This window comes from Pseudovibrio sp. Ad13 (assembly GCF_001623225.1).
GTDB lineage: Bacteria > Pseudomonadota > Alphaproteobacteria > Rhizobiales > Stappiaceae > Pseudovibrio.
Genome location: NZ_LMCC01000013.1, coordinates 630,760 through 649,375, shown reverse-complemented (window position 1 = coordinate 649,375; position 18,616 = coordinate 630,760). Strand labels below are relative to the sequence as shown.

General features: G+C 52.1%; 16 protein-coding genes and 1 tRNA gene. 12 read left to right on the top strand and 5 right to left on the bottom strand.

Annotated elements, in window-relative coordinates; all coding sequences use genetic code 11:
• Positions 1 to 44 precede the first annotated feature (44 nt).
• The 3 genes from surE (at position 45) to PsAD13_RS16680 (ending at position 3,499) form a co-directional block, all read left to right on the top strand.
• Positions 45 to 809, top strand: coding sequence for a 5'/3'-nucleotidase SurE (gene surE / locus PsAD13_RS16690; protein WP_057466254.1), 765 nt, complete (start codon positions 45 to 47; stop codon positions 807 to 809).
• A 159-nt stretch (positions 810 to 968) separates the two neighbouring features.
• Entirely contained in the window at positions 969 to 1,661 is a 693-nt protein-coding gene (locus tag PsAD13_RS16685) for an rRNA adenine N-6-methyltransferase family protein (protein ID WP_063318875.1), read from the top strand.
• 89 nt (positions 1,662 to 1,750) lie between these two features.
• A complete protein-coding gene (locus PsAD13_RS16680) occupies positions 1,751 to 3,499 on the top strand; it encodes a M23 family metallopeptidase (RefSeq protein WP_063318874.1) in 1,749 nt (582 codons plus the stop codon).
• 100 nt (positions 3,500 to 3,599) lie between these two features.
• Here PsAD13_RS16680 and PsAD13_RS16675 read toward each other — a convergent pair whose 3' ends face one another.
• On the bottom strand, positions 3,600 to 4,493 hold the full coding sequence (locus PsAD13_RS16675; protein WP_063318873.1) for an ATP-binding protein: 894 nt from the start codon (positions 4,491 to 4,493) through the stop codon (positions 3,600 to 3,602).
• Between the two features lie 315 nt (positions 4,494 to 4,808).
• On the opposite strand from PsAD13_RS16675, the gene yajC reads away from it, so the two are divergent.
• The 5 genes from yajC (at position 4,809) to PsAD13_RS16650 (ending at position 9,226) form a co-directional block, all read left to right on the top strand.
• Positions 4,809 to 5,138 carry a preprotein translocase subunit YajC gene (gene yajC, locus PsAD13_RS16670; protein ID WP_057466258.1) on the top strand — a complete coding sequence of 110 codons (330 nt, stop codon included), beginning with the start codon at positions 4,809 to 4,811 and terminating at the stop codon, positions 5,136 to 5,138.
• A gap of 95 nt (positions 5,139 to 5,233) precedes the next feature.
• Entirely contained in the window at positions 5,234 to 6,838 is a 1,605-nt protein-coding gene (secD, locus tag PsAD13_RS28385; protein WP_063318872.1) for a protein translocase subunit SecD, read from the top strand.
• Positions 6,839 to 6,854: 16 nt separating this feature from the next.
• Positions 6,855 to 7,796: a protein translocase subunit SecF gene (gene secF, locus PsAD13_RS28380; RefSeq protein WP_057466260.1), complete on the top strand. Its 942-nt coding sequence runs from the start codon at positions 6,855 to 6,857 to the stop codon at positions 7,794 to 7,796.
• Positions 7,797 to 7,940: 144 nt separating this feature from the next.
• Positions 7,941 to 8,345, top strand: coding sequence for an Mth938-like domain-containing protein (locus PsAD13_RS16655; protein ID WP_057466261.1), 405 nt, complete (start codon positions 7,941 to 7,943; stop codon positions 8,343 to 8,345).
• 20 nt (positions 8,346 to 8,365) lie between these two features.
• Entirely contained in the window at positions 8,366 to 9,226 is an 861-nt protein-coding gene (locus PsAD13_RS16650; protein WP_063290844.1) for a phytoene/squalene synthase family protein, read from the top strand.
• A 54-nt stretch (positions 9,227 to 9,280) separates the two neighbouring features.
• On the opposite strand, the gene trmFO is transcribed toward PsAD13_RS16650, so the two are convergent.
• A complete protein-coding gene (gene trmFO, locus PsAD13_RS16645) occupies positions 9,281 to 10,678 on the bottom strand; it encodes a methylenetetrahydrofolate--tRNA-(uracil(54)-C(5))-methyltransferase (FADH(2)-oxidizing) TrmFO (RefSeq protein WP_084404741.1) in 1,398 nt (465 codons plus the stop codon).
• 277 nt (positions 10,679 to 10,955) lie between these two features.
• Between trmFO and PsAD13_RS16640 the strand changes: the two genes are divergently transcribed.
• A complete protein-coding gene (locus PsAD13_RS16640; RefSeq protein ID WP_063304051.1) occupies positions 10,956 to 11,498 on the top strand; it encodes a hypothetical protein in 543 nt (180 codons plus the stop codon).
• Positions 11,499 to 12,179: 681 nt separating this feature from the next.
• Here PsAD13_RS16640 and uvrA read toward each other — a convergent pair.
• Positions 12,180 to 15,113, bottom strand: a complete 2,934-nt coding sequence (gene uvrA, locus PsAD13_RS16630) for an excinuclease ABC subunit UvrA (RefSeq protein WP_063304008.1) — start codon at positions 15,111 to 15,113, stop codon at positions 12,180 to 12,182.
• 401 nt (positions 15,114 to 15,514) lie between these two features.
• Here uvrA and PsAD13_RS16625 point away from each other — a divergent pair, with 401 nt between their 5' ends.
• Positions 15,515 to 16,072, top strand: a complete 558-nt coding sequence (locus PsAD13_RS16625) for a single-stranded DNA-binding protein (RefSeq protein ID WP_063304007.1) — start codon at positions 15,515 to 15,517, stop codon at positions 16,070 to 16,072.
• A 267-nt stretch (positions 16,073 to 16,339) separates the two neighbouring features.
• Here PsAD13_RS16625 and PsAD13_RS16620 read toward each other — a convergent pair.
• Both PsAD13_RS16620 and gloA read right to left on the bottom strand, forming a co-directional pair.
• A tRNA-Glu gene (locus PsAD13_RS16620) sits at positions 16,340 to 16,414 on the bottom strand.
• 190 nt (positions 16,415 to 16,604) lie between these two features.
• Entirely contained in the window at positions 16,605 to 17,045 is a 441-nt protein-coding gene (gene gloA / locus PsAD13_RS16615; protein WP_063304006.1) for a lactoylglutathione lyase, read from the bottom strand.
• A 417-nt stretch (positions 17,046 to 17,462) separates the two neighbouring features.
• On the opposite strand from gloA, the gene PsAD13_RS16610 reads away from it, so the two are divergent.
• Positions 17,463 to 18,044 (top strand): cold-shock protein, encoded by a 582-nt coding sequence (locus tag PsAD13_RS16610; RefSeq protein WP_057466310.1) that lies wholly within the window; start codon positions 17,463 to 17,465, stop codon positions 18,042 to 18,044.
• A 116-nt stretch (positions 18,045 to 18,160) separates the two neighbouring features.
• A complete protein-coding gene (locus PsAD13_RS16605; RefSeq protein ID WP_208980782.1) occupies positions 18,161 to 18,598 on the top strand; it encodes a DUF192 domain-containing protein in 438 nt (145 codons plus the stop codon).
• The last annotated feature ends 18 nt before the right edge of the window (positions 18,599 to 18,616 follow it).

The window sequence follows — 18,616 nt, the reverse complement described above, 5'->3', positions numbered from 1 at the left end:
TTCTTCTGCTGCACTGCGCGACTTATATGAGGAATTGCTGCGATATGCGTATCTTACTAACCAACGATGACGGGATCCACGCTGAGGGTCTTGAGGTTTTGGAGCGCATTGCGCGGCAGATTTCAGATGATGTTTGGGTTGTTGCACCAGAAACTGATCAGAGCGGCGTGGCGCACTCCCTGTCTTTGAATGATCCTTTACGCGTCCGCGAAATTGACAGTCGTCACTTCGCGGTTCGCGGTACTCCAACTGACTGTGTGATCATGGCGGTTCGTTCCATCATGGATACACCACCTGATCTGGTTCTTTCCGGTATCAACCGGGGTGCGAACATTGCAGATGATGTGACGTATTCCGGCACCATTGCTGCGGCTATGGAAGGCACTTTGATGGGCGTTCGTTCCATTGCGCTGTCTCAGGCATATGCTTTTGGGTCTGAGTTCGGTCCGAGCTACGACACGGCTGAAGCGCATGCCGTTGGTGTGATCCGCAGCCTGCTGGAATTCAATCTGCCATCTGACACGCTGCTGAACGTGAACTTCCCGAAAGACGCGCCTGACATGGTTAAAGGTGTTAAGGTTGTGCGTCAGGGCAAGCGCGATGCGGGTTCGCTCTACATTGAAAGCCGCAAGGATGGCCGTGGTAATCCATATCACTGGCTTGCTTTCCAAAATCGTGTACCAAGTGCGCGTGAAGGGACTGACATCAATGCTTTGAAAGAGGGCTATATTTCGGTCACGCCTTTGCATCTGAACCTGACAGCTGATGAGTTGATGGGGCAGTTGGAAAAGACACTCGAAAAGTCCTGATTTGATGTGAGCCTGCCGAGGCCCTTCGGGTTCACGTCAGGTTCTTAGGTTATATGTGCGTTTCCTTCAAAGGGCAGAGGTGGCCTTTGAAGGTGCGCTCTTTTGAACTTGCTGGCCCGCCAGCGGGTTTTGCACTGCAGATAGACGGAGTGTTTTAAAATGGAAGACAGTCTGTTTGCTGATGAAGATGGTCGCTTTGATGAGAACCTTGCCAAGCAAGCGGCATGGGTGATGAAGCTGCGATCTGAGGGCGTGCGGAACCTTGAGGTTCTGGGGGCTCTTGAAGCTATCCCTCGTAGAATATTTCTGTCAGCCAGTCAGCAATTTCTGGCCTTCGAAGATCGTGCATTTCCAATTGATTGCGGGCAGATGAGTACACAGCCATCCTTGATTGGGAAGGTTGCTGATTTTCTGCAAATGAAGCCGGATCATTCCCTGCTGGAGATTGGCAGTGGATCCGGGTATCAGTGCGCGGTTCTTTCTAAAATCTGTGATCGCATCGTCTCGCTGGAGCGCTACCGGACACTGGCTGATCTGGCGCGTGAGCGACTTCGGTCCTGCAAGATCAGCAATGTCGACGTGATTCATGCAGATGGTCTTGTGGCGCCTGTTGATGAAGAGGACGATGGCGGCCCGTTTGATCGCATTATTTTAAATGGTGCGCTGGACCGTGTGCCGGGCTTCTTGTTCGACCGCCTTGCGCCAGGAGGGCGTTTGTTGGCGCCAATCAAGCATGAAAGCGGTATTTGCCGCCTGTTTCAGTATGATAAAGGTGGCCGCGGTCTTGATGAGACTGACCTTGGTGGTTTCCGCTATCTTTCTCTCACACCGGGAATAGCTGCGAAACTGTAGGGGAATGAGGCTTTAATTAAGTCTTTATCAACTCTGTTGTCAGTAAACTTACGCCAGTTAGCCTTTTATTTGTATTGGGTAGGGCGGATATGCAGTTTCATTCCCGTGAGAAAGCCAGATTGCGGCGCGGTGTAGCCTTGTTTTTGCTGTCAGCAGGTCTTGCTGGTTGTAGTGGCAATGTGGACCGGTTTGGCAAGTCTGAATATGTTGATGAACCAACGTCTCCGGCTCGAACTGCCGTTGTGGTGACGCCCGGACTTCCATCATCAAGCACGAAATCTGTTGTTCAGCGCGGTGTCTTGTTGCCTGCGCCAACATCAAGTAATGCTCCTATTGTGACCGGATCTGCGCAATCGCGCGGGTATCCGCAGCAGACATGGCAGCCGACATTTTCTAAACAGCCTGTTGCGGTGAGCCAGCGCACGCGCGCGAGCGCTCGGGTTCCTGCAGCACTTGCCAAAGCGCCGAATGATGGCACGCTTGGGTGGACAGCTGTTGGTGGCCGCGTTGTCACGCTGAAAGCCAACGAGAATGTTGATAGTCTTGCCTGGCAATACCGTGTGCCGGCGAACGAAATTCTTCATGCCAATCGCGTGACTGTGAGTTCTGCGCTGCAGCCAGGTGATTCCGTTGTTATTCCGGTGAAGATGGTTCGTAAACCGAACCGCTTGCCGAAAGCCAGCGCTCGTGTGTTGCCGTCCAATAGCCAGCAGCCTCAGACGACAGCCTCCATTCCTTCGCAGTATGTTGCGCCTTTGAATGCCAATGGCTCTGCTTCCAGGCAGTCTCGTGATGTGTTTGCGACCAAGATTGCGGCTGCGTTGCTTCCTCCGGGCAATGTGGGAGAACGATCGCGTCCTGTTTACAGTGATGCGCCTCCAGCAGCTTATCCGGTGCAAAGGCGTGCACCAGCAGCAGCTGTGCCTGCGTCTTCGCTTCAGCCAATTCAGCAGTCTGCACCTTCTCAGGTCTATCGTGCACAGCAACAGCCAACGACCTATCGCAGTCAGTCTTTGACACCGATTGTTGCTCCGCAGTCTGCGACTGCGCAGCCATCTTACGGTTTGCCTGTTACGGGGCAGGCAGCGCGCAGCGTTGCTCCTCTGCGCGTTTCAGCTGTGCCAAAGAGCAAGCCTAGGGCTTCTGTTGCACAGCGTCCGGCCTCAGTTGCCAGTGTTACAGCGACACAAGCTGTGCCGAAGCCAAAGAGAATCGCTTTGGCAGGGTTGAGCCAGCAACGCGTGACCGCTCCGGTTGCGACACAGCGCACGCTTGCCAATTCTCTTGCACCGACCCCAGTTCACACCGCAAGTGTTCAGAAGCCGCAAAAACCGATTGTTCCGGTTATCTCTGAAGCTGAGACGGATGTTGTCCGCTTGCAGCCGACAGAAGTTTCCAAGCCAGCGCCTGTGCAGCCAGTTGCGACAGCGAAGGCTCCAAAGGTTGCTGTGGCAGATGAAGCGACGTTCCGCTGGCCGGTGCGTGGGCGGATTATCTCTGACTTTGGCGTGAAGCCGGGTGGGTCTAAAAACGACGGCATTAATCTGGCTGTTCCATCAGGGACGGACATTAAAGCTGCGGAAGACGGAACCATCGTTTACGCCGGTAATGAGCTGAAAGGCTTTGGAAATCTGGTGCTGATCCGCCATGATAATGGCTGGGTTTCAGCTTATGCGCACAACAAAGAGCTGAAGGTGCGTCGTGGTGATGCTGTACGCCGTGGTCAGACAATTGCCATGGCTGGTGCTACCGGGTCCGTGACACAGCCTCAGCTGCATTTTGAGCTGCGTAAGGATAACAAGCCGGTAGATCCTATGAACCATCTACCGCGTTCCTAATAAAAAGGGGGAGGGTTCTTCTTGGAACTCTTTTCATAGGTAGAGCACGCCGCGTTGATGACCTTCACGCGGCGTGCTTTTTTATGAGCGCTTTTGCTTGTCAGGACAGCGTTTGGCTGAGGCGGCCTGCCAGATCCTGAATAAATTGCCATGCGACACGACCAGAACGCGCGCCGCGCGTGGTGGACCATTCCAGCGCCTGTGCGCGGAGCTGCTCCTGCTCGACCTTTAAGCCAAAATGCTCTGTGTAGCCGTAGATCATATCCAGATACTCATCCTGAGAGCATTTGTGGAAGCCGATCCAAAGGCCGAATCGATCAGAAAGTGAAACCTTCTCTTCCACCGCTTCGCTTGCATGGATCGCGGTTGACCGCTCGTTCTCCATCATATCGCGCGGCAGAAGGTGTCTGCGGTTGGATGTGGCGTAAAACAGGACATTTGCTGGTCGACCTTCAATACCGCCGTCCAGAGCTGCTTTCAGGCTCTTGTAGCTGGTGTCGTCGCCATCAAAGGAGAGGTCGTCGCAAAAGATGATGAAGTTGTAAGGCTTGCCGCACAGCTCGTTCATCAGCGTGGGGAGGGCTTCGATGTCTTCGCGGTGAATCTCGATGAGAACAAGCTTGCGGATGTCTGAAGAGCCTGTGTGTGCTGCATTGATCGCTGCATGAGCAGATTTCACCAAAGACGACTTGCCCATACCTCTGGCGCCCCACAACAGCACGTTATTGGCCGGAAAACCTTCTGCGAACCTATTTGTATTCTCCATCAGCATTTTCTTGGAGTGATCGACGCCTTTGAGCAGGCTAATATCAACCCGATTGACTTTGGGTACAGGTGCAAGCTCAAACGGGGAAGGGTGGAATACAAAGGCATCGGCTTCGTCGAAATTGACAGTAACCGGAGGCTTGGGAAGGGAGCTGGCCAACAGGGCGACAATCTCGTCCAGCTTGGATGTAAGAAGGGCGACTTCAGAGGTATTTTCTTTAGTTGTCATGTGTATCTACGTGATTAACTCAGGTGCGCTGGCATAGGCTTTACGCATAATGCACTAGGTGAAAAATTGTCTCAGCGGCGGTTCTGCTATTTGATCTGCGGCCAAGTATCCCTATTTACAGCTGTATCATGTCCAATACTCTTGGGGAAAGTCCCAGTTAGCATGTCAATGCCTTGAAAAGGTTGGAGTGGACTGTATAGTCCAGCGCAAAATCCTTGTTCTTTCGGGCCAAGGTCAATTTTGGAGGGGTTTACCTCGCCAATTGTTTAATTATCGCCATCAGGTTCCTCGGGAATTTGTGGTAAGGAGAAACTAATGTTTATTACCCCTGCCTATGCACAGGCCGCAGGCGGCGTGCCAGACGTTGTAATGTCTATTGTGCCGTTCGTCCTGATCTTCGTGATCATGTGGTTCCTGATCATTCGCCCTCAGCGCCAGAAAATGAAATCTCATCAGGAAATGGTGAGCAATCTGCGTCGCGGCGACACCGTTGTGACCTCTGGTGGTCTGATTGGTAAAGTTGCTAAGATCGTTGATGATGCTGAACTGCAGGTGGACATTGCTGAAGGTACGCGTGTGCGTATTGCTCGTGCCATGATCCAGGAAGTTCGCTCCAAAGGTGAACCTGTTAAGGACGGCGAATAATCGCGCCTTGATACCTGTAGTTTCAGACCGCTTTCCTGTTTCGGCAATCGCCGCAGTGAGAGCGGTCTGCCTATTCTAGGACCGGGCATATACTCATGCTTCATTTCGCGCGTTGGAAAATCGCCCTGATTATCGTCGTGGTGCTGGGCGGTATCTTTACAACATTGCCGAACTTCTTCCCGGCAAGTACCGTTCAATCCTGGCCGGATTTTATGCCTAAGCGCCAGATTGTTCTCGGTCTTGACCTTCAGGGCGGTGCTTATCTGCTCTATGAGGTTGATAAGGAAGATTACAAAGAAAAACAGTTCCGTCAGCTGGTTGGAAATATCCGCCGGGCCCTGCGCGAGAACCCACGTATCGGCTACACCGGTCTGGGTATTCAGGGAGACGGCGTTCAGGTTCGTATTCGTGATAATGCACGCTTCGATGAGGCTGAACAGCGCCTTGTAGAACTGGTAAACCCGCTTAACTCCGGCGTTTTCGGTGGTGCAGCGGTTAACGAATTTGTTCTTGAACCTCAAGGTGACGGCCTGTTCCGCATGGCTTTCTCCGAGGAAGGTCTGGACATGCGCCTCGCTTCCGTTGTGAGGCAGTCCATTGAGGTTATCCGTCGCCGTGTTGATGAACTCGGCACGACTGAGCCTTCCATTCAGCGTCAGGGCACTGACCGAATCCTTGTTGAAGCGCCGGGTGAATCCAACCCTCAGCGTCTGAAGGATATCATTGGTGCAACCGCGCAGCTAACGTTCCATCTTGTTAGTCAGGAAATGAGTGCGTCACAGGCACTTCAAGGCCGTCCGCCAGCAGGCACGATGGTTGTTGAGGGTTCTGATGGCCAGCCATACCTGTTGGATGAAAACCCGTTGCTGACGGGTGAAGAGCTGCAGGATGCTTCTGTTGCGTTTGACCAGCAGACAAACGAGCCTGTTGTGAACTTCCGCTTCAACACTGCCGGTGCCCGCGTCTTTGCGGATGTGACCCGCGCAAATGTTGGTCGTCCCTTCGCGATTGTGCTGGATGACGAAGTGATCACCGCTCCGGTTATCCGCCAGCCAATTACAGGTGGTTCTGGTCAGATTTCCGGCAGCTTCACTGTTGATGGTGCGAATGACCTTGCTGTTCTGCTGCGTGCTGGTGCGCTTCCTGCGCGTCTGGATGTGGTTGAAGAGCGTTCAGTTGGTCCGGGCCTTGGTCAGGATTCCATTGATAGCGGTAAAGTTGCTTCCATCGTTGCAGCGGCAGCGGTGGTGATCTTCATGCTGCTGGCTTACGGCCAGTTCGGGATCATCGCGAACCTTGCGCTCGCTTCCAACGTGTTCCTGATCTTTGGTGTGCTCACCACGCTTCAGGCAACGCTGACCCTTCCGGGTATTGCGGGTGTTGTTTTGACAATTGGTATGGCGGTTGATGCCAACGTGCTGATTTATGAGCGCATTCGTGAAGAGGCACGCGCTGGTCGTTCCGCTATTGGTTCGATTGATGCGGGCTTTAAGCGTGCGCTTGGCACCATTTTGGATGCAAACATCACAACGCTGATTGTGGCTGTGATCCTGTTCTTCATCGGTTCCGGTCCTGTTAAAGGGTTCGCCGTAACGCTGATGATCGGGATCTTCACCACAGTGTTCTCTGCGTTTACTATCTCTCGTTTCCTCATCTCTGTATGGGTGAAGCGTAAGCGTCCATCCAAACTGCCAATCTAACTCGGAGCATGACCCTATGAAACTTCTTAGACTTGTTCCGGAGCAGACCAACTTCCGCTTTATGCATTGGCGGGTGTTGAGTTTTCCGTTTTCTGGAATTACGGCAGTTCTTTCCATTGTGCTGTTCCTGACAATCGGCCTGAATTACGGCATCGATTTTAAGGGCGGGACGCTGATCGAGCTGCAGTCCACAAGCGGTCCTGCGAACCTTTCTGAAATTCGCCGGACCCTTGGTGGTCTTGATCTGGGTGATGTGCAGGTGCAGGAGTTCGGTAGTCCTACCGAAGTTCTGATCCGCATTGAATCTCAGGGTGAAGGTGAAAGCGCTCAGCAGGATGTGGTTGAGAGTGTCCGTGGTGCCTTTACCGATGGATATGAATTCCGCAGAACTGAAGTGGTTGGACCTCGAGTCTCCGGTGAGCTTGCTTATGCAGGAACGCTGGCGGTCGGGTCTGCCTTGCTGATGATCATGTTTTACATCTGGTTCCGCTTTGAATGGCAGTTCGCAGTTGGCGCGATCATCACCACCTTCAATGATATCCTGCTGACGGTTGGATTGTTTGCGGTGTTGCAGCTGGACTTTACGCTGTCCAGTATTGCGGCGGTGCTGACGATTATCGGTTACTCACTCAACGATACGGTGGTTGTTTATGACCGTATTCGTGAGAACCTGCGTCGTTACAAGCGTCTTTCTCTGGAAGAGCTGCTTGATAAGTCCATCAACGAGACCCTGTCCCGTACAACAATGACATCCGTGACCACTTTGCTCGCGCTGTTTGCATTGTACTTCCTGGGCGGTGAAGTGATCCAGTCCTTCGTGCTGGCGATGATCTTCGGTATCGTGATCGGGACTTACTCTTCTATCTTCCTTGCCTCTCCGTTGCTGATGCTCATGAAGCTTCGCACCAGCGTGTTTGACAAGAAAGACGATGAAACATCTCCTGCAAAATCTGCTTAACTAGCGGAAACAGCTAATGTTTTAGATGGGGCTGACTACAATTGTGGTCAGCCCCATTTTCTATTGGACATTCTTTCGCGTGTAATTAAACAGAGGCTATCAATTTGCGCGTACACTGGGCGAAAATAGCCATTGGAGGACACTATGGGAAAACGTGGAGAGCCTTTGGAAGTGCGGGATGCGCATTATCCAAGCATGGTTCAAATCGACGCCTACGGAAATGGCGGCTTTCGATTTGCCGATATGTCTCATCGTGGATCGCTGATGTGTGTGCCATCTGGTGTTTATGGTTGGGCGCCAACCAGCTTTGATGAAGTTACGGATGAGGCACTGGCGCAAATCCTTGCAGAGTCTGACGATATTGAAGTGCTGTTGATTGGTGCTGGTGACGAGCTGAAGCCATTTCCGGAGTCTCGTAAGGGGCCGTTTCGTGAGAAGGGCATCATGGTCGATAGCATGTCCACTGGTGCTGCTGTGCGCACATACAATGTGCTTCTTGGTGAAGACCGAGCTGTGGCAGCCGTGTTTATTGCAGTTGAAGACGTTTAAAAGAAGCGTGGAACCCAGCTATGAGCCAGGCCTATGACCACTGTAATGATTTCGTAAAACGCTTCTCCTACGAGCGTTACCTGAGCACATTGTATGCTCCGATCATTGCGCGTCCGAGTTTGATTGCCCTTTACGCCTTTGCCTGTGAGATTGCGCGTATCCGAGAACTGGTCAATGAGCCGATGCCCGGAGAAATTCGCCTGCAATGGTGGCATGATGCGCTGAGTGGAACTGATCATGGCGATGTGATGCACAACCCGGTTGCGCAGGCGATCATTGAGACGATTGAGCATCATAAGCTACCAAGAGAGCCGTTCCTCAACCTGATTTCTGCGCGCCGGTTTGACCTTTATTCCGATCCAATGCCAACCATCAATGATCTGGAGGGGTATTGCGGGGAGACCAGCTCTACAGTGGTTTTGCTGGCCTCTATGATATTGAGCGGAAAACCAGCTGATCGCCAGCTTTCTGATGCCAGTGGGCATGGAGGGGTGGCTTATGCTCTCTCTGGCTTGATGCAGACGCTCGCGTGGCAGGCCTCGCGGCACCAGCAGTTCCTTCCCAAAGATGTGATGGAACGACACGGTGTGGATGCCAATGCCTTGCGAGGGAACCGTTCAAATGATGCTGTCTGGGCGGCTTTTGAAGAAATGGTGGAGCTGAGCAAAAAGCATCTCGATGATTGTGAGAGTGCGTTGGAAGGGATTGATCCGTCAGTGCTGCCAGCGTTCTTGCCTGTGTTTCAGGTGGAGTTGTTTTTCAACGAGGCAGACAAAGACAGTTTTGAGCCGCTGCAGGTTTGCGGTGGGGCGCCGCATATGCGCCGTGTCTGGCATATGTGGCGGACATCTCGTCGCCTCACCAAACTTTCGCGGAAATAGAAAAAGGCCGGAGTTTCCGGCCTTTCCTGTCTCTAATAGCATGCTGCATGCGCGTTAGACGTTCGCGACCCATGCTTTAAAGTCATCCAGACCACGCTTGGCCATAACCTGCTTTTTAAGGCGGGTCTTTTCTTTCCCGCGCAGGCGCTTGCCTTCCGGATGCTTCGGCATTTCGTCCAGGGGAGGCAGGAGGCCGAAGTTGATGTTCATTGGCTGGAAGGAACGCGGGCCGGAGCCATCTTCGCGATCGATGTGACCACCCGTGATATGGTTGACGATTGCACCGCATGCAGTTGTGACTGGCGGAGGTGCGATGTCGGTTCCAAGTGCCTGATGAGCTGCAAACAGACCTGTCAAACATCCAACAGCGGTGGATTCCACATAACCTTCACAGCCGGTGATCTGACCTGCGAAACGCACGTGTGGCAGAGCTTTGAGGCGCATTTGATCATCGAGAAGACGCGGTGAATTGAGGAAGGTGTTGCGATGCAGGCCGCCGAGGCGGGCAAACTGAGCTTCTTCCAGACCCGGGATCATGCGAAGAATTTCTGCCTGAGCGCCGTACTTCAGTTTGGTCTGAAAACCAACCATGTTGTAAAGCGTGCCAAGGGCATTGTCCTGACGCAGCTGCACCACAGCGTAGGCCTTGATGTCTGGCTGATGGGCATTGGTCAGGCCCATTGGTTTCATTGGGCCGTGGCGCAGAGTTTCGCGGCCACGTTCTGCCATCACTTCAATTGGAAGGCAGCCATCAAAGTAAGGCGTGTTTTCTTCCCATTCCTTAAAAGAGGTCTTTTCGCCGCCGATCAGTGCATCGATAAAGGCTTCGTATTGCTCTTTATCCATTGGGCAGTTGATGTAATCTTTACCTGTCCCGCCCGGGCCGACTTTGTCGTAGCGAGACTGAAACCATGCCTTGTCCATATTGATGGATTCAGTGTGGATGATCGGTGCAATCGCATCAAAAAAGGCGAGGGAGTCTTCGCCGGTTGCTTGCAGGATCTGCTCGGAAAGAGCTGGAGATGTGAGCGGGCCGGTTGCAAGAATAAACTGACCGCTTTCTGCTGATGGAATTTCAGTCACTTCTTCGCGGAGGATCTCTACGTTCTCGTGGCCTTCCAGCGCGGCTTGTACAGCTTGGGAAAATCCATCGCGGTCCACGGCCAGTGCGCCGCCAGCAGGCACTTTGTTGGCATCTGCGCATCTCATGATCAGGGAGCCAGCGGCACGCAGCTCAGCATGAAGCAGGCCAACGGCATTGTTTTCAGCATCGTCAGAACGGAATGAGTTGGAGCACACCAGTTCTGCAAGGCCATCTGTTTTGTGTGCATCGGTCTCACGTGTCGGGCGCATTTCGTGCAGAACGACCTTCAGGCCTTTTTCTGCGATCTGCCATGCTGCTTCGGAGCCTGCCAGGCCGCCGCCAACCACGTGTATGGGCTGCTTCGTCATTTCCTATCCAATCGACTGGGCTTCTGTTGCGCCAAAGCGTCTGATGAAGCCTAAGTGTTTATTGCTTGCGAATTGCTTAGCCTCTGAACTTGCTCAGTTCAATCATTTAGGCCATCAATCTTCCATGGTTGTGCAAAGTGATTCACAAAAACACATGTATTTTTCAAATAAGAAACTGAAGAAAATTTCTCAGGCCTTCGTGATTGCAGTTGGCGCAATTGGGCTAACTGCGTGCATGAGTCAAATTAATAGAAAGCCAAGTACCTGGTATACTCAGATGGGTGGCATCGAAAACAAAGGTGACACACTGTACATCTGTCATGGTTTCGGCTGCGAATATCGCACGGCTGTGACGTTTAGCCAGAAAGACAAACAGCGATTACGCACGATTTTGAAGCGAGGGCATCGAAGCCCTGAGGCAGAACGCGCTGCAATTTCCAAAGCGGTGCAGTGGCAAGAAAATCGTGTTGGGCCTGTGGTTGGGTCATCCAATGATATTGGTGGGCTGGATATGGGTAATGGCAACGTTAAAGGGCAGATGGATTGCATTGACGAGGCGACCAACACGACAAGCCTGCTGGTTTATGCGGGTTCTCAGGGTTGGCTCAAATACCACCGTGCGGCGCGGCCTGCCTCTCGTGGTTTCTTCCTTGATGGTAAGTATCCGCATGCTTCAGCTGTTGTGGTGGATACAACGACTGAAATTCCATGGGTGGTAGACAGCTGGCGCCTGAGTAATGGCAAGCCGCCGGATATTCTGCATATGACTAAGTGGCTGAATATGACCAGCGCTGATTTGGAAAACCCATCAGGCAGGTGATCTGGTGATGAGAGTTGCGCAGTGATGTGCGTAAAGCAGTGATGATTTGGAGAGCGTATCAGCGAGGCTGGTGCGCTTTTCTTTTGTGTGATTGCTTTACTGAGGACGATAGGCAGTTTTGAGGAAAATAGGCCCTTAAAACAGCTAACGCCCGTCGATGGGAGGAACGACGGGCGAAGCTAGTAAACAGAGAACTGGGAGGAAATCTCTGTTTAGAACCATCAAGCAGCTTGGGAGGAGGTGCTGCCTGAGGATTGTATGTTAGGCTGCCGAGGTTTAATTGGGAGGAGTTCCTCAGCGGCCTTGAGTTGGTTTATACAAAAGACTTTCCAATTGTGCATCACATCATTTCGCATGTCCGATATGCAAAAAATGCATGGCATTATGGCAAATGATGGCGCTACCATTCTTCAAAACGACATAAATGCTAAAATTAACGATTGTGCAGTGCGGTAATTTTGTGATTTGCGGCACAAATCTGCATACCTGAAGGGCTGGGAGTGCTGTTTTTAGGCAGTTGGTGCTGAAAACTTAATCATATCTCAATGTGTCGCCGGCTTTGGGTGGGGTTTGCAGAGGCTCGGCGCCAGTTGGTATTTTGTGTTGTTTTCGCGGAAAGAGACTGTTGGGGTGGTGGTCTTTGCAAAAAAATGACCGGGACAGAGCCCGGTCATTTGGTTTTTATTCTGCGGCGTCCAGCTTGTTGGCGCTTCGCCTTTCAAACAATTCCTTGAGGAAGTGTCCCGTATAGCTCTCTGGTACCTCTGCCACATCCTCTGGGCGGCCGGTTGCGACGATGGTTCCGCCGCCGTCCCCGCCTTCAGGGCCAAGGTCAAGGATCCAGTCTGCGGTTCTGATCACTTCCAGATTGTGTTCGATCACGAGGACTGTGTTGCCCTGATCGACCAGCTCATGAAGGACATCGAGCAGCTTGGCGACATCGTGGAAATGGAGACCGGTTGTTGGTTCGTCCAGAATATAGAGCGTACGGCCAGTTGAGCGTTTGGAAAGTTCCTTTGCCAGTTTCACACGTTGTGCTTCACCGCCGGACAATGTGGTCGCCTGCTGGCCGACCTTGATGTAGCCGAGGCCCACACGGGCGAGGGTTTCCATTTTGTCGCGGATGGATGGCACGGCAGAGAAGAAGCTTGCTGCTTCTTCAACGGTCATGTCCAGTACATCTGCAATGGATTTGCCCTTGAACTGAACTTCCAGTGTCTCGCGATTGTAGCGCTTGCCCTTACAAACATCACAGGTGACATACACATCAGGTAGGAAGTGCATCTCGATCTTGATAACACCGTCACCCTGACAGGCTTCGCAGCGTCCGCCTTTTACGTTGAAGGAGAAGCGGCCTGGCGCGTAGCCGCGCGTTTTCGCTTCCGGCATGCCTGCAAACCACTCCCGGATTGGAGTGAAGGCGCCTGTGTAGGTTGCCGGGTTGGAACGCGGCGTTCTGCCAATAGGGGACTGATCAATGTCGATGACTTTGTCCAGACGCTCCAGGCCTTCAATCCGGTCATGCGGAGCAGGGTTGTCGCGTGCGCCATTGAGGCGACGAGCGGTTGCCTTGTAGACAGTATCGATCAGGAATGTGGATTTGCCGCCACCAGATACGCCGGTTACGCAGGTAAATGTGCCAAGCGGGATGGTTGCATTCACGTCTTTGAGGTTGTTGCCGCGTGCGCCGAACACCTTGATCTGACGGTTCTTGTCAATCTTGCGCGGCTCATCTGGTTGCGGAATGCTCATTTTGCCGGAAAGATACTTGCCGGTGAGGGAGGCCGGATTGGCCATCACTTCATCTGGAGTGCCTTTGGCAACAACCTGTCCGCCGTGGATGCCTGCGCCCGGACCCACATCTACCACGTAATCCGCGGTGAGGACGGCATCTTCGTCGTGTTCTACCACAATGACTGTGTTGCCCAGGTTGCGCAGGTGTTTCAGGGTTTCCAGAAGGCGGGCATTGTCGCGCTGATGCAGGCCGATTGATGGTTCATCCAGAACGTAAAGCACACCGGTCAGGCCGGAACCGATCTGGGAGGCCAGGCGAATACGTTGGCTCTCACCACCAGACAAGGTTCCGGAAGAGCGGTCCATGGAAAGGTATTCCAGACCAACATCGTTGAGGAACTTCAAGCGCTCACGGATTTCCTTGAGGATGCGATATGCGATTTCGTTTTGTTTATCGGAGAGCTTTTCATCAATGCTGGAGAACCAGTCATGTGCGGTTTTGATGGAAAGGGCTGTGATCTCGCCTATATGGCGATCTGCTATTTTGACGCAAAGAGCCTCAGGCTTGAGGCGGTAGCCTTTACAAGCATCGCAAGCATGGTCGGATTGGTAGCGTGAGAGCTCATCGCGCACCATCTGAGAATCTGTTTCACGCCAGCGCCGCTCGATGTTGCCGACAACGCCTTCGAATGGCTTTTCGGTTTTGTAAGAGCGGGTGCCGTCATCATAAACAAACTGCACTTTTGTGTTGCCGGTTCCGAATAGCACCGCATTGCGGAAGTCTTCCGGAAGGTCTTTCCAGGCTTTGGTCATTGGCTGCTTATGATGCTTGGCCAATGCTTCCAGTGTTTGCGTGTAATAAGGAGAGGTTGAGCCGGTTTTTGACCATGGCAGGATCGCGCCGCCTCGAAGGGACAGGGTTTGGTCCGGTACAACGAGTTCGGCTTCAAACGCCAGTTTTGTGCCGAGACCATCGCAAGTCGGGCATGCGCCAAACGGGTTGTTGAACGAGAACAGACGCGGTTCAATCTCCGGGATGGTGAAGCCGGAGACCGGGCAAGCGAACTTTTCAGAGAAAATGAGCTGCTTTGCTTTGCCTTTTTCATCCTGCTGATCTGCAAACTCAACAGTAGCGAGGCCTTCAGCCAGCTCTAGTGCGGTTTCCAGAGAATCTGCCAGGCGGCCAGCCATATCTTCGCGCACAACGATACGGTCAACAACGACATCAATATCGTGTTTGAACTTCTTATCCAGAGCGGGCGCATCGGCGATTTCATAATACTCGCCGTCAACTTTTACGCGCTGGAAGCCCTTTTTCATGAGCTCAGCGAGTTCTTTTCTATACTCACCTTTGCGGCCACGCACGATTGGTGCCAGCAGGTAAAGGCGGGTTCCTTCTTCTAATGTCAGAATACGGTCTACCATTTGGGAGACGGTCTGACTTTCAATTGGAAGGCCCGTTGCCGGAGAGTATGGAATGCCTACGCGCGCGAACAGAAGGCGCATGTAGTCATAGATTTCTGTGACTGTGCCGACTGTGGAACGTGGGTTTTTGGAGGTTGTTTTCTGTTCAATGGAGATTGCAGGTGACAGGCCGTCGATCTGATCTACGTCCGGTTTCTGCATCATTTCAAGGAACTGGCGGGCGTAAGCGCTCAGGCTTTCAACGTAGCGGCGCTGCCCTTCAGCGTAAATCGTATCGAAGGCAAGAGAGGATTTGCCTGAGCCGGACAGGCCTGTCATGACGATCAGGCTGTCTCGTGGAAGATCCAGGTCCACATTCTTCAAGTTATGTTCGCGAGCGCCACGTACAGTGATCTGCTTCATAAGGTCTGCGCGCGCGGGAGTATTTTGTGTGTCATGTGTTGGCGACTTCGCCATGGAACTGTCCTTTATCACGGATACCGAGTTCGCATATAAAAAGCAAAACAGGTCTGGGCGCGATCCTCAAAATGCAGGAGAATGAGCGCTGGAAATCAGGTGGAACATAAACGGAACAATTTTAAGGAGCAAGCCTTTTTGAGTTTGCTCTCGTAAATTTGTCTTTTAGAAAAATTGAGAGTTGAACTTGGCAGTTTTGCAAGGCATTGTATCGGAACAAAAATAGAACGAGCAGAGAGCCTTGCTTGCGGGCGCCTGATATTCCGACTGAAAGCCTAGGAAATGTGGACAACCACCGCGGGTTTGAGAAAGTCTGTTTGAATTGTAGAGCGCGGAGCATAGGTTACTTGCCAACTTAACTCGCTTAAACTTTGGGTGGGTTCAGACTTAGGAGTAATTCAATGGCCGGTAGCGTCAATAAAGTCATTTTGGTTGGAAATTTGGGCGCAGATCCGGAAATTCGCCGTACGCAGGACGGTCGTCCGATCGTCAACTTGCGTATCGCTACTTCGGAGAGCTGGCGTGACCGTAACAGCGGCGAGCGCCGTGAGCGGACCGAATGGCACCGTGTTGTTGTGTTTAATGAAGGTCTTGCAAAGGTTGCCGAGCAATTCCTGCGCAAAGGCTCCAAGGTTTACATCGAAGGTCAGTTGCAAACTCGCAAATGGCAGGACCAGAGCGGCCAGGATAAATACTCCACCGAGATTGTTCTGCAGGGCTTCAACTCTACGCTGACTATGCTTGATGGTCGCGGCGAAGGCGGTGGTGCAGGCGGCCAGGGTGGCCAGTCCGGAGGCTTCGGCGGCAGCGGCGGCGGTGGCGGCGGATACGACCAGGGCGGTGGCTTTGGTGGTGGTGGCTCCAGCAATCAGGGCGGCGGCTTCGGCGGTGGCGGCGGTGGTGGCCAAGCACCATCTGGCGGCTTCGGCGGTGGAATGGACGACGAAATTCCGTTCTAAGCCAAGCATGTAATTCAAGATGGCCCGGAGTGAGCGCAGGTTCACTACCGGGCTTTTTTGTGTTCCGGCGTGAGGTCCTGATCAGAGGGTGATGCGGGTAAGGGTCTTACCTTGCGACTTTACTCGGGCTTAAATGGATTGGTTGCAGCTATGGGGATTGGAGAGCTTGTTTGCAGAGATGTGTCGTCAGTGCTTGCTCTCAAAATAATAGAGAAACAGCGCATAAAGATGCGATGCTAGCAAAACAAATAAATTAAAGGAGAGAATTGGTACGCCCAAGGGGAATCGAACCCCTGTTTCCGCCGTGAAAGGGCGGCGTCCTAACCGCTAGACGATGGGCGCACACTACAGCATTTGCGCAATGTGGCGCGCTGTGAGGAGGCTTATAAGTTTTCAGTAGGATATTGTCTAGTGCTTAAAATTTTATAATTCAAACAATCCACAAATATGGATTTGGTCTATTCTTTTCTTAATTATTGTTAGATTTCAGCGCCTCAATTGAAATTGAGGCGCTGAAATACTTGTGCTGAAATTACCAGCTGCCGGTGTTGCCCATGGAGAGCCATGGCTCAGCTGGTTCAAGGCTTTCACCTTTTTGCAAAAGCTCAATGGAAATTCCATCTGGAGAAACAATGAATGCCATACGGCCGTCGCGTGGTGGTCGGTTGATTGTGATCCCAGAGGCTTGAAGCTTTTCGCAGGTCTCATAGATATTGTCGACTTCATAAGCGAGGTGGCCGAAGTTGCGACCTCCGGCGTACTCTTCCGGATCCCAGTTGTATGTTAGCTCGAGTGCTGGTGCGGAAGATGCGCTGAAGCTTTCTTTGTCTTCAGGCGCAGCCAGGAAGACAAGCGTGAAGCGGCCAGCTTCGCTTTCGTGACGGCGAACTTCTTCCAGCCCAAAGATACTGCAATAAAACTTTAGGGATTCATCAAGATCTTTAACGCGGACCATGGTGTGTAGATAACGCATGTCGAACTCTTTCTTTTATGGGATTGGCTCTATGAAGTGGGAACCAGCAGAGGTTGAAGTTGGCCGAAGCTAGCGCGAAAAAAGCTAGGAGGGAAGGGTGCCTAGTATTTCTGAATTCTGAATATGCAAGGTATGCTCCGCAATAGTGTGTATCTGATGACAAGCGGAGACTTTGAAAGTAACGCGGGGATTCATGGGATAAAATCTTCAGTAGTGTTAGCTATACCCCCTCCAAACTTCAGGTAAATGGTGTTGATAGGACAACACTAACCAAATCAATGGGGGATCATTTAGCTCTTTGTTAATTTTTTACCTTTTTGCCGTCGGGCGTAATGATATTCTTTTTGTGGAATCAAGTGGTGTTCGGTTTTGATCGAGCGTTACATTTCAGATGCGGCAAATTTCGGGGCATTCATCATGGTGGTAAAAACGGCGCCTCAGTTAGGCTCTGTCGAGGACCTGGTTGACGATACAGCCTTAGATGTTCTTCAAGTGGCAGGAACAATCAAGTGGTTTGATATTGGTAAAGGCTATGGTTTTGTAGAGCCGGAAGACGATCTGCCTGACGTCTTGTTGCATGTTACATGCTTGCGCAGGGACGGCTATCAGACGGCGTATGAAGGCGCGCGTGTTGTTTGCGAGGTGCTTAATCGTCCGCGCGGATTGCAGGCGATGCGCATTCTTTCCATGGATGAGAGTTATGCGGTTCATCCTTCTCAGCTGCCACCGTCTCGGACGCACGTGCAGGTGACGCCAGAGGGTAGCTTTATCGACGCGGAAGTAAAATGGTTTAACCGGGTCAAGGGCTTTGGTTTCCTGACGCGCGGCGAAGGCACGGAAGATATCTTCATTCATATGGAAACGCTACGTCGTTTCGGTATTACTGAGTTGCGGCCTGGGCAAAAGGTGCAGGTGCGCTTTGGTGATGGGCCGAAAGGCAAGATGGCTGCGGAAGTTCGGCCTGTCGGGAGTGGTACTCACATTCCGGCATCGCACTGACGAGAGTCTTACCATTTTCAGATCACATTCCTGAGATTTGCTAGTTTTAAGCCCTTGGTGACTTGCCAAGGGTTTTTCTTTGGCTCAAAGCTAAAGAAAACGAGGTTTAGGGCTATATGACGGTTCTTCGAATTGCTTTCATTTTTGTTTTGCTGGGTATGACATCGACGGTTGCTGCGGGTATGAGAACTGAAATTCTTGAAGTGCGTAGTGTCAATGGAACGCATGAGTTCCAAGTTCAGGTCGCTGAAACGCCTGATGACAGGGCTCAAGGCTTGATGGGCCGAACGGATCTGACAGCTGATCAGGGGATGCTGTTCATTTTCCCGCAGTCGGGTCTTCAGTACTTTTGGATGAAGAATACGCCGACTTCGCTCGATATCATTTTCATCGGGTCTGATTATAAAGTTAAAAGTATTGCTGCGAACACAGTGCCGTACTCGGAAGAGATTATCCCTTCCGGTTTGCCTGCTCAATATGTTTTAGAGGTGGTGGCTGGGCGCGCGGCTGAATTGGGTATTCAGCCCGGAGATCGTGTTATCCGTATCCCATAGATGAAGCGTTTAGTGCTT

Coding starts and splice junctions, on each gene's coding strand:
- surE (WP_057466254.1), top strand. CDS start 45: ATGCGTATCTTACTAACCAACGATGACGGGATCCACGCTGAGGGTCTT.
- PsAD13_RS16685 (WP_063318875.1), top strand. CDS start 969: ATGGAAGACAGTCTGTTTGCTGATGAAGATGGTCGCTTTGATGAGAAC.
- PsAD13_RS16680 (WP_063318874.1), top strand. CDS start 1,751: ATGCAGTTTCATTCCCGTGAGAAAGCCAGATTGCGGCGCGGTGTAGCC.
- PsAD13_RS16675 (WP_063318873.1), bottom strand. CDS start 4,493: ATGACAACTAAAGAAAATACCTCTGAAGTCGCCCTTCTTACATCCAAG.
- yajC (WP_057466258.1), top strand. CDS start 4,809: ATGTTTATTACCCCTGCCTATGCACAGGCCGCAGGCGGCGTGCCAGAC.
- secD (WP_063318872.1), top strand. CDS start 5,234: ATGCTTCATTTCGCGCGTTGGAAAATCGCCCTGATTATCGTCGTGGTG.
- secF (WP_057466260.1), top strand. CDS start 6,855: ATGAAACTTCTTAGACTTGTTCCGGAGCAGACCAACTTCCGCTTTATG.
- PsAD13_RS16655 (WP_057466261.1), top strand. CDS start 7,941: ATGGGAAAACGTGGAGAGCCTTTGGAAGTGCGGGATGCGCATTATCCA.
- PsAD13_RS16650 (WP_063290844.1), top strand. CDS start 8,366: ATGAGCCAGGCCTATGACCACTGTAATGATTTCGTAAAACGCTTCTCC.
- trmFO (WP_084404741.1), bottom strand. CDS start 10,678: ATGACGAAGCAGCCCATACACGTGGTTGGCGGCGGCCTGGCAGGCTCC.
- PsAD13_RS16640 (WP_063304051.1), top strand. CDS start 10,956: ATGGGTGGCATCGAAAACAAAGGTGACACACTGTACATCTGTCATGGT.
- uvrA (WP_063304008.1), bottom strand. CDS start 15,113: ATGGCGAAGTCGCCAACACATGACACACAAAATACTCCCGCGCGCGCA.
- PsAD13_RS16625 (WP_063304007.1), top strand. CDS start 15,515: ATGGCCGGTAGCGTCAATAAAGTCATTTTGGTTGGAAATTTGGGCGCA.
- gloA (WP_063304006.1), bottom strand. CDS start 17,045: ATGCGTTATCTACACACCATGGTCCGCGTTAAAGATCTTGATGAATCC.
- PsAD13_RS16610 (WP_057466310.1), top strand. CDS start 17,463: ATGGTGGTAAAAACGGCGCCTCAGTTAGGCTCTGTCGAGGACCTGGTT.
- PsAD13_RS16605 (WP_208980782.1), top strand. CDS start 18,161: ATGACGGTTCTTCGAATTGCTTTCATTTTTGTTTTGCTGGGTATGACA.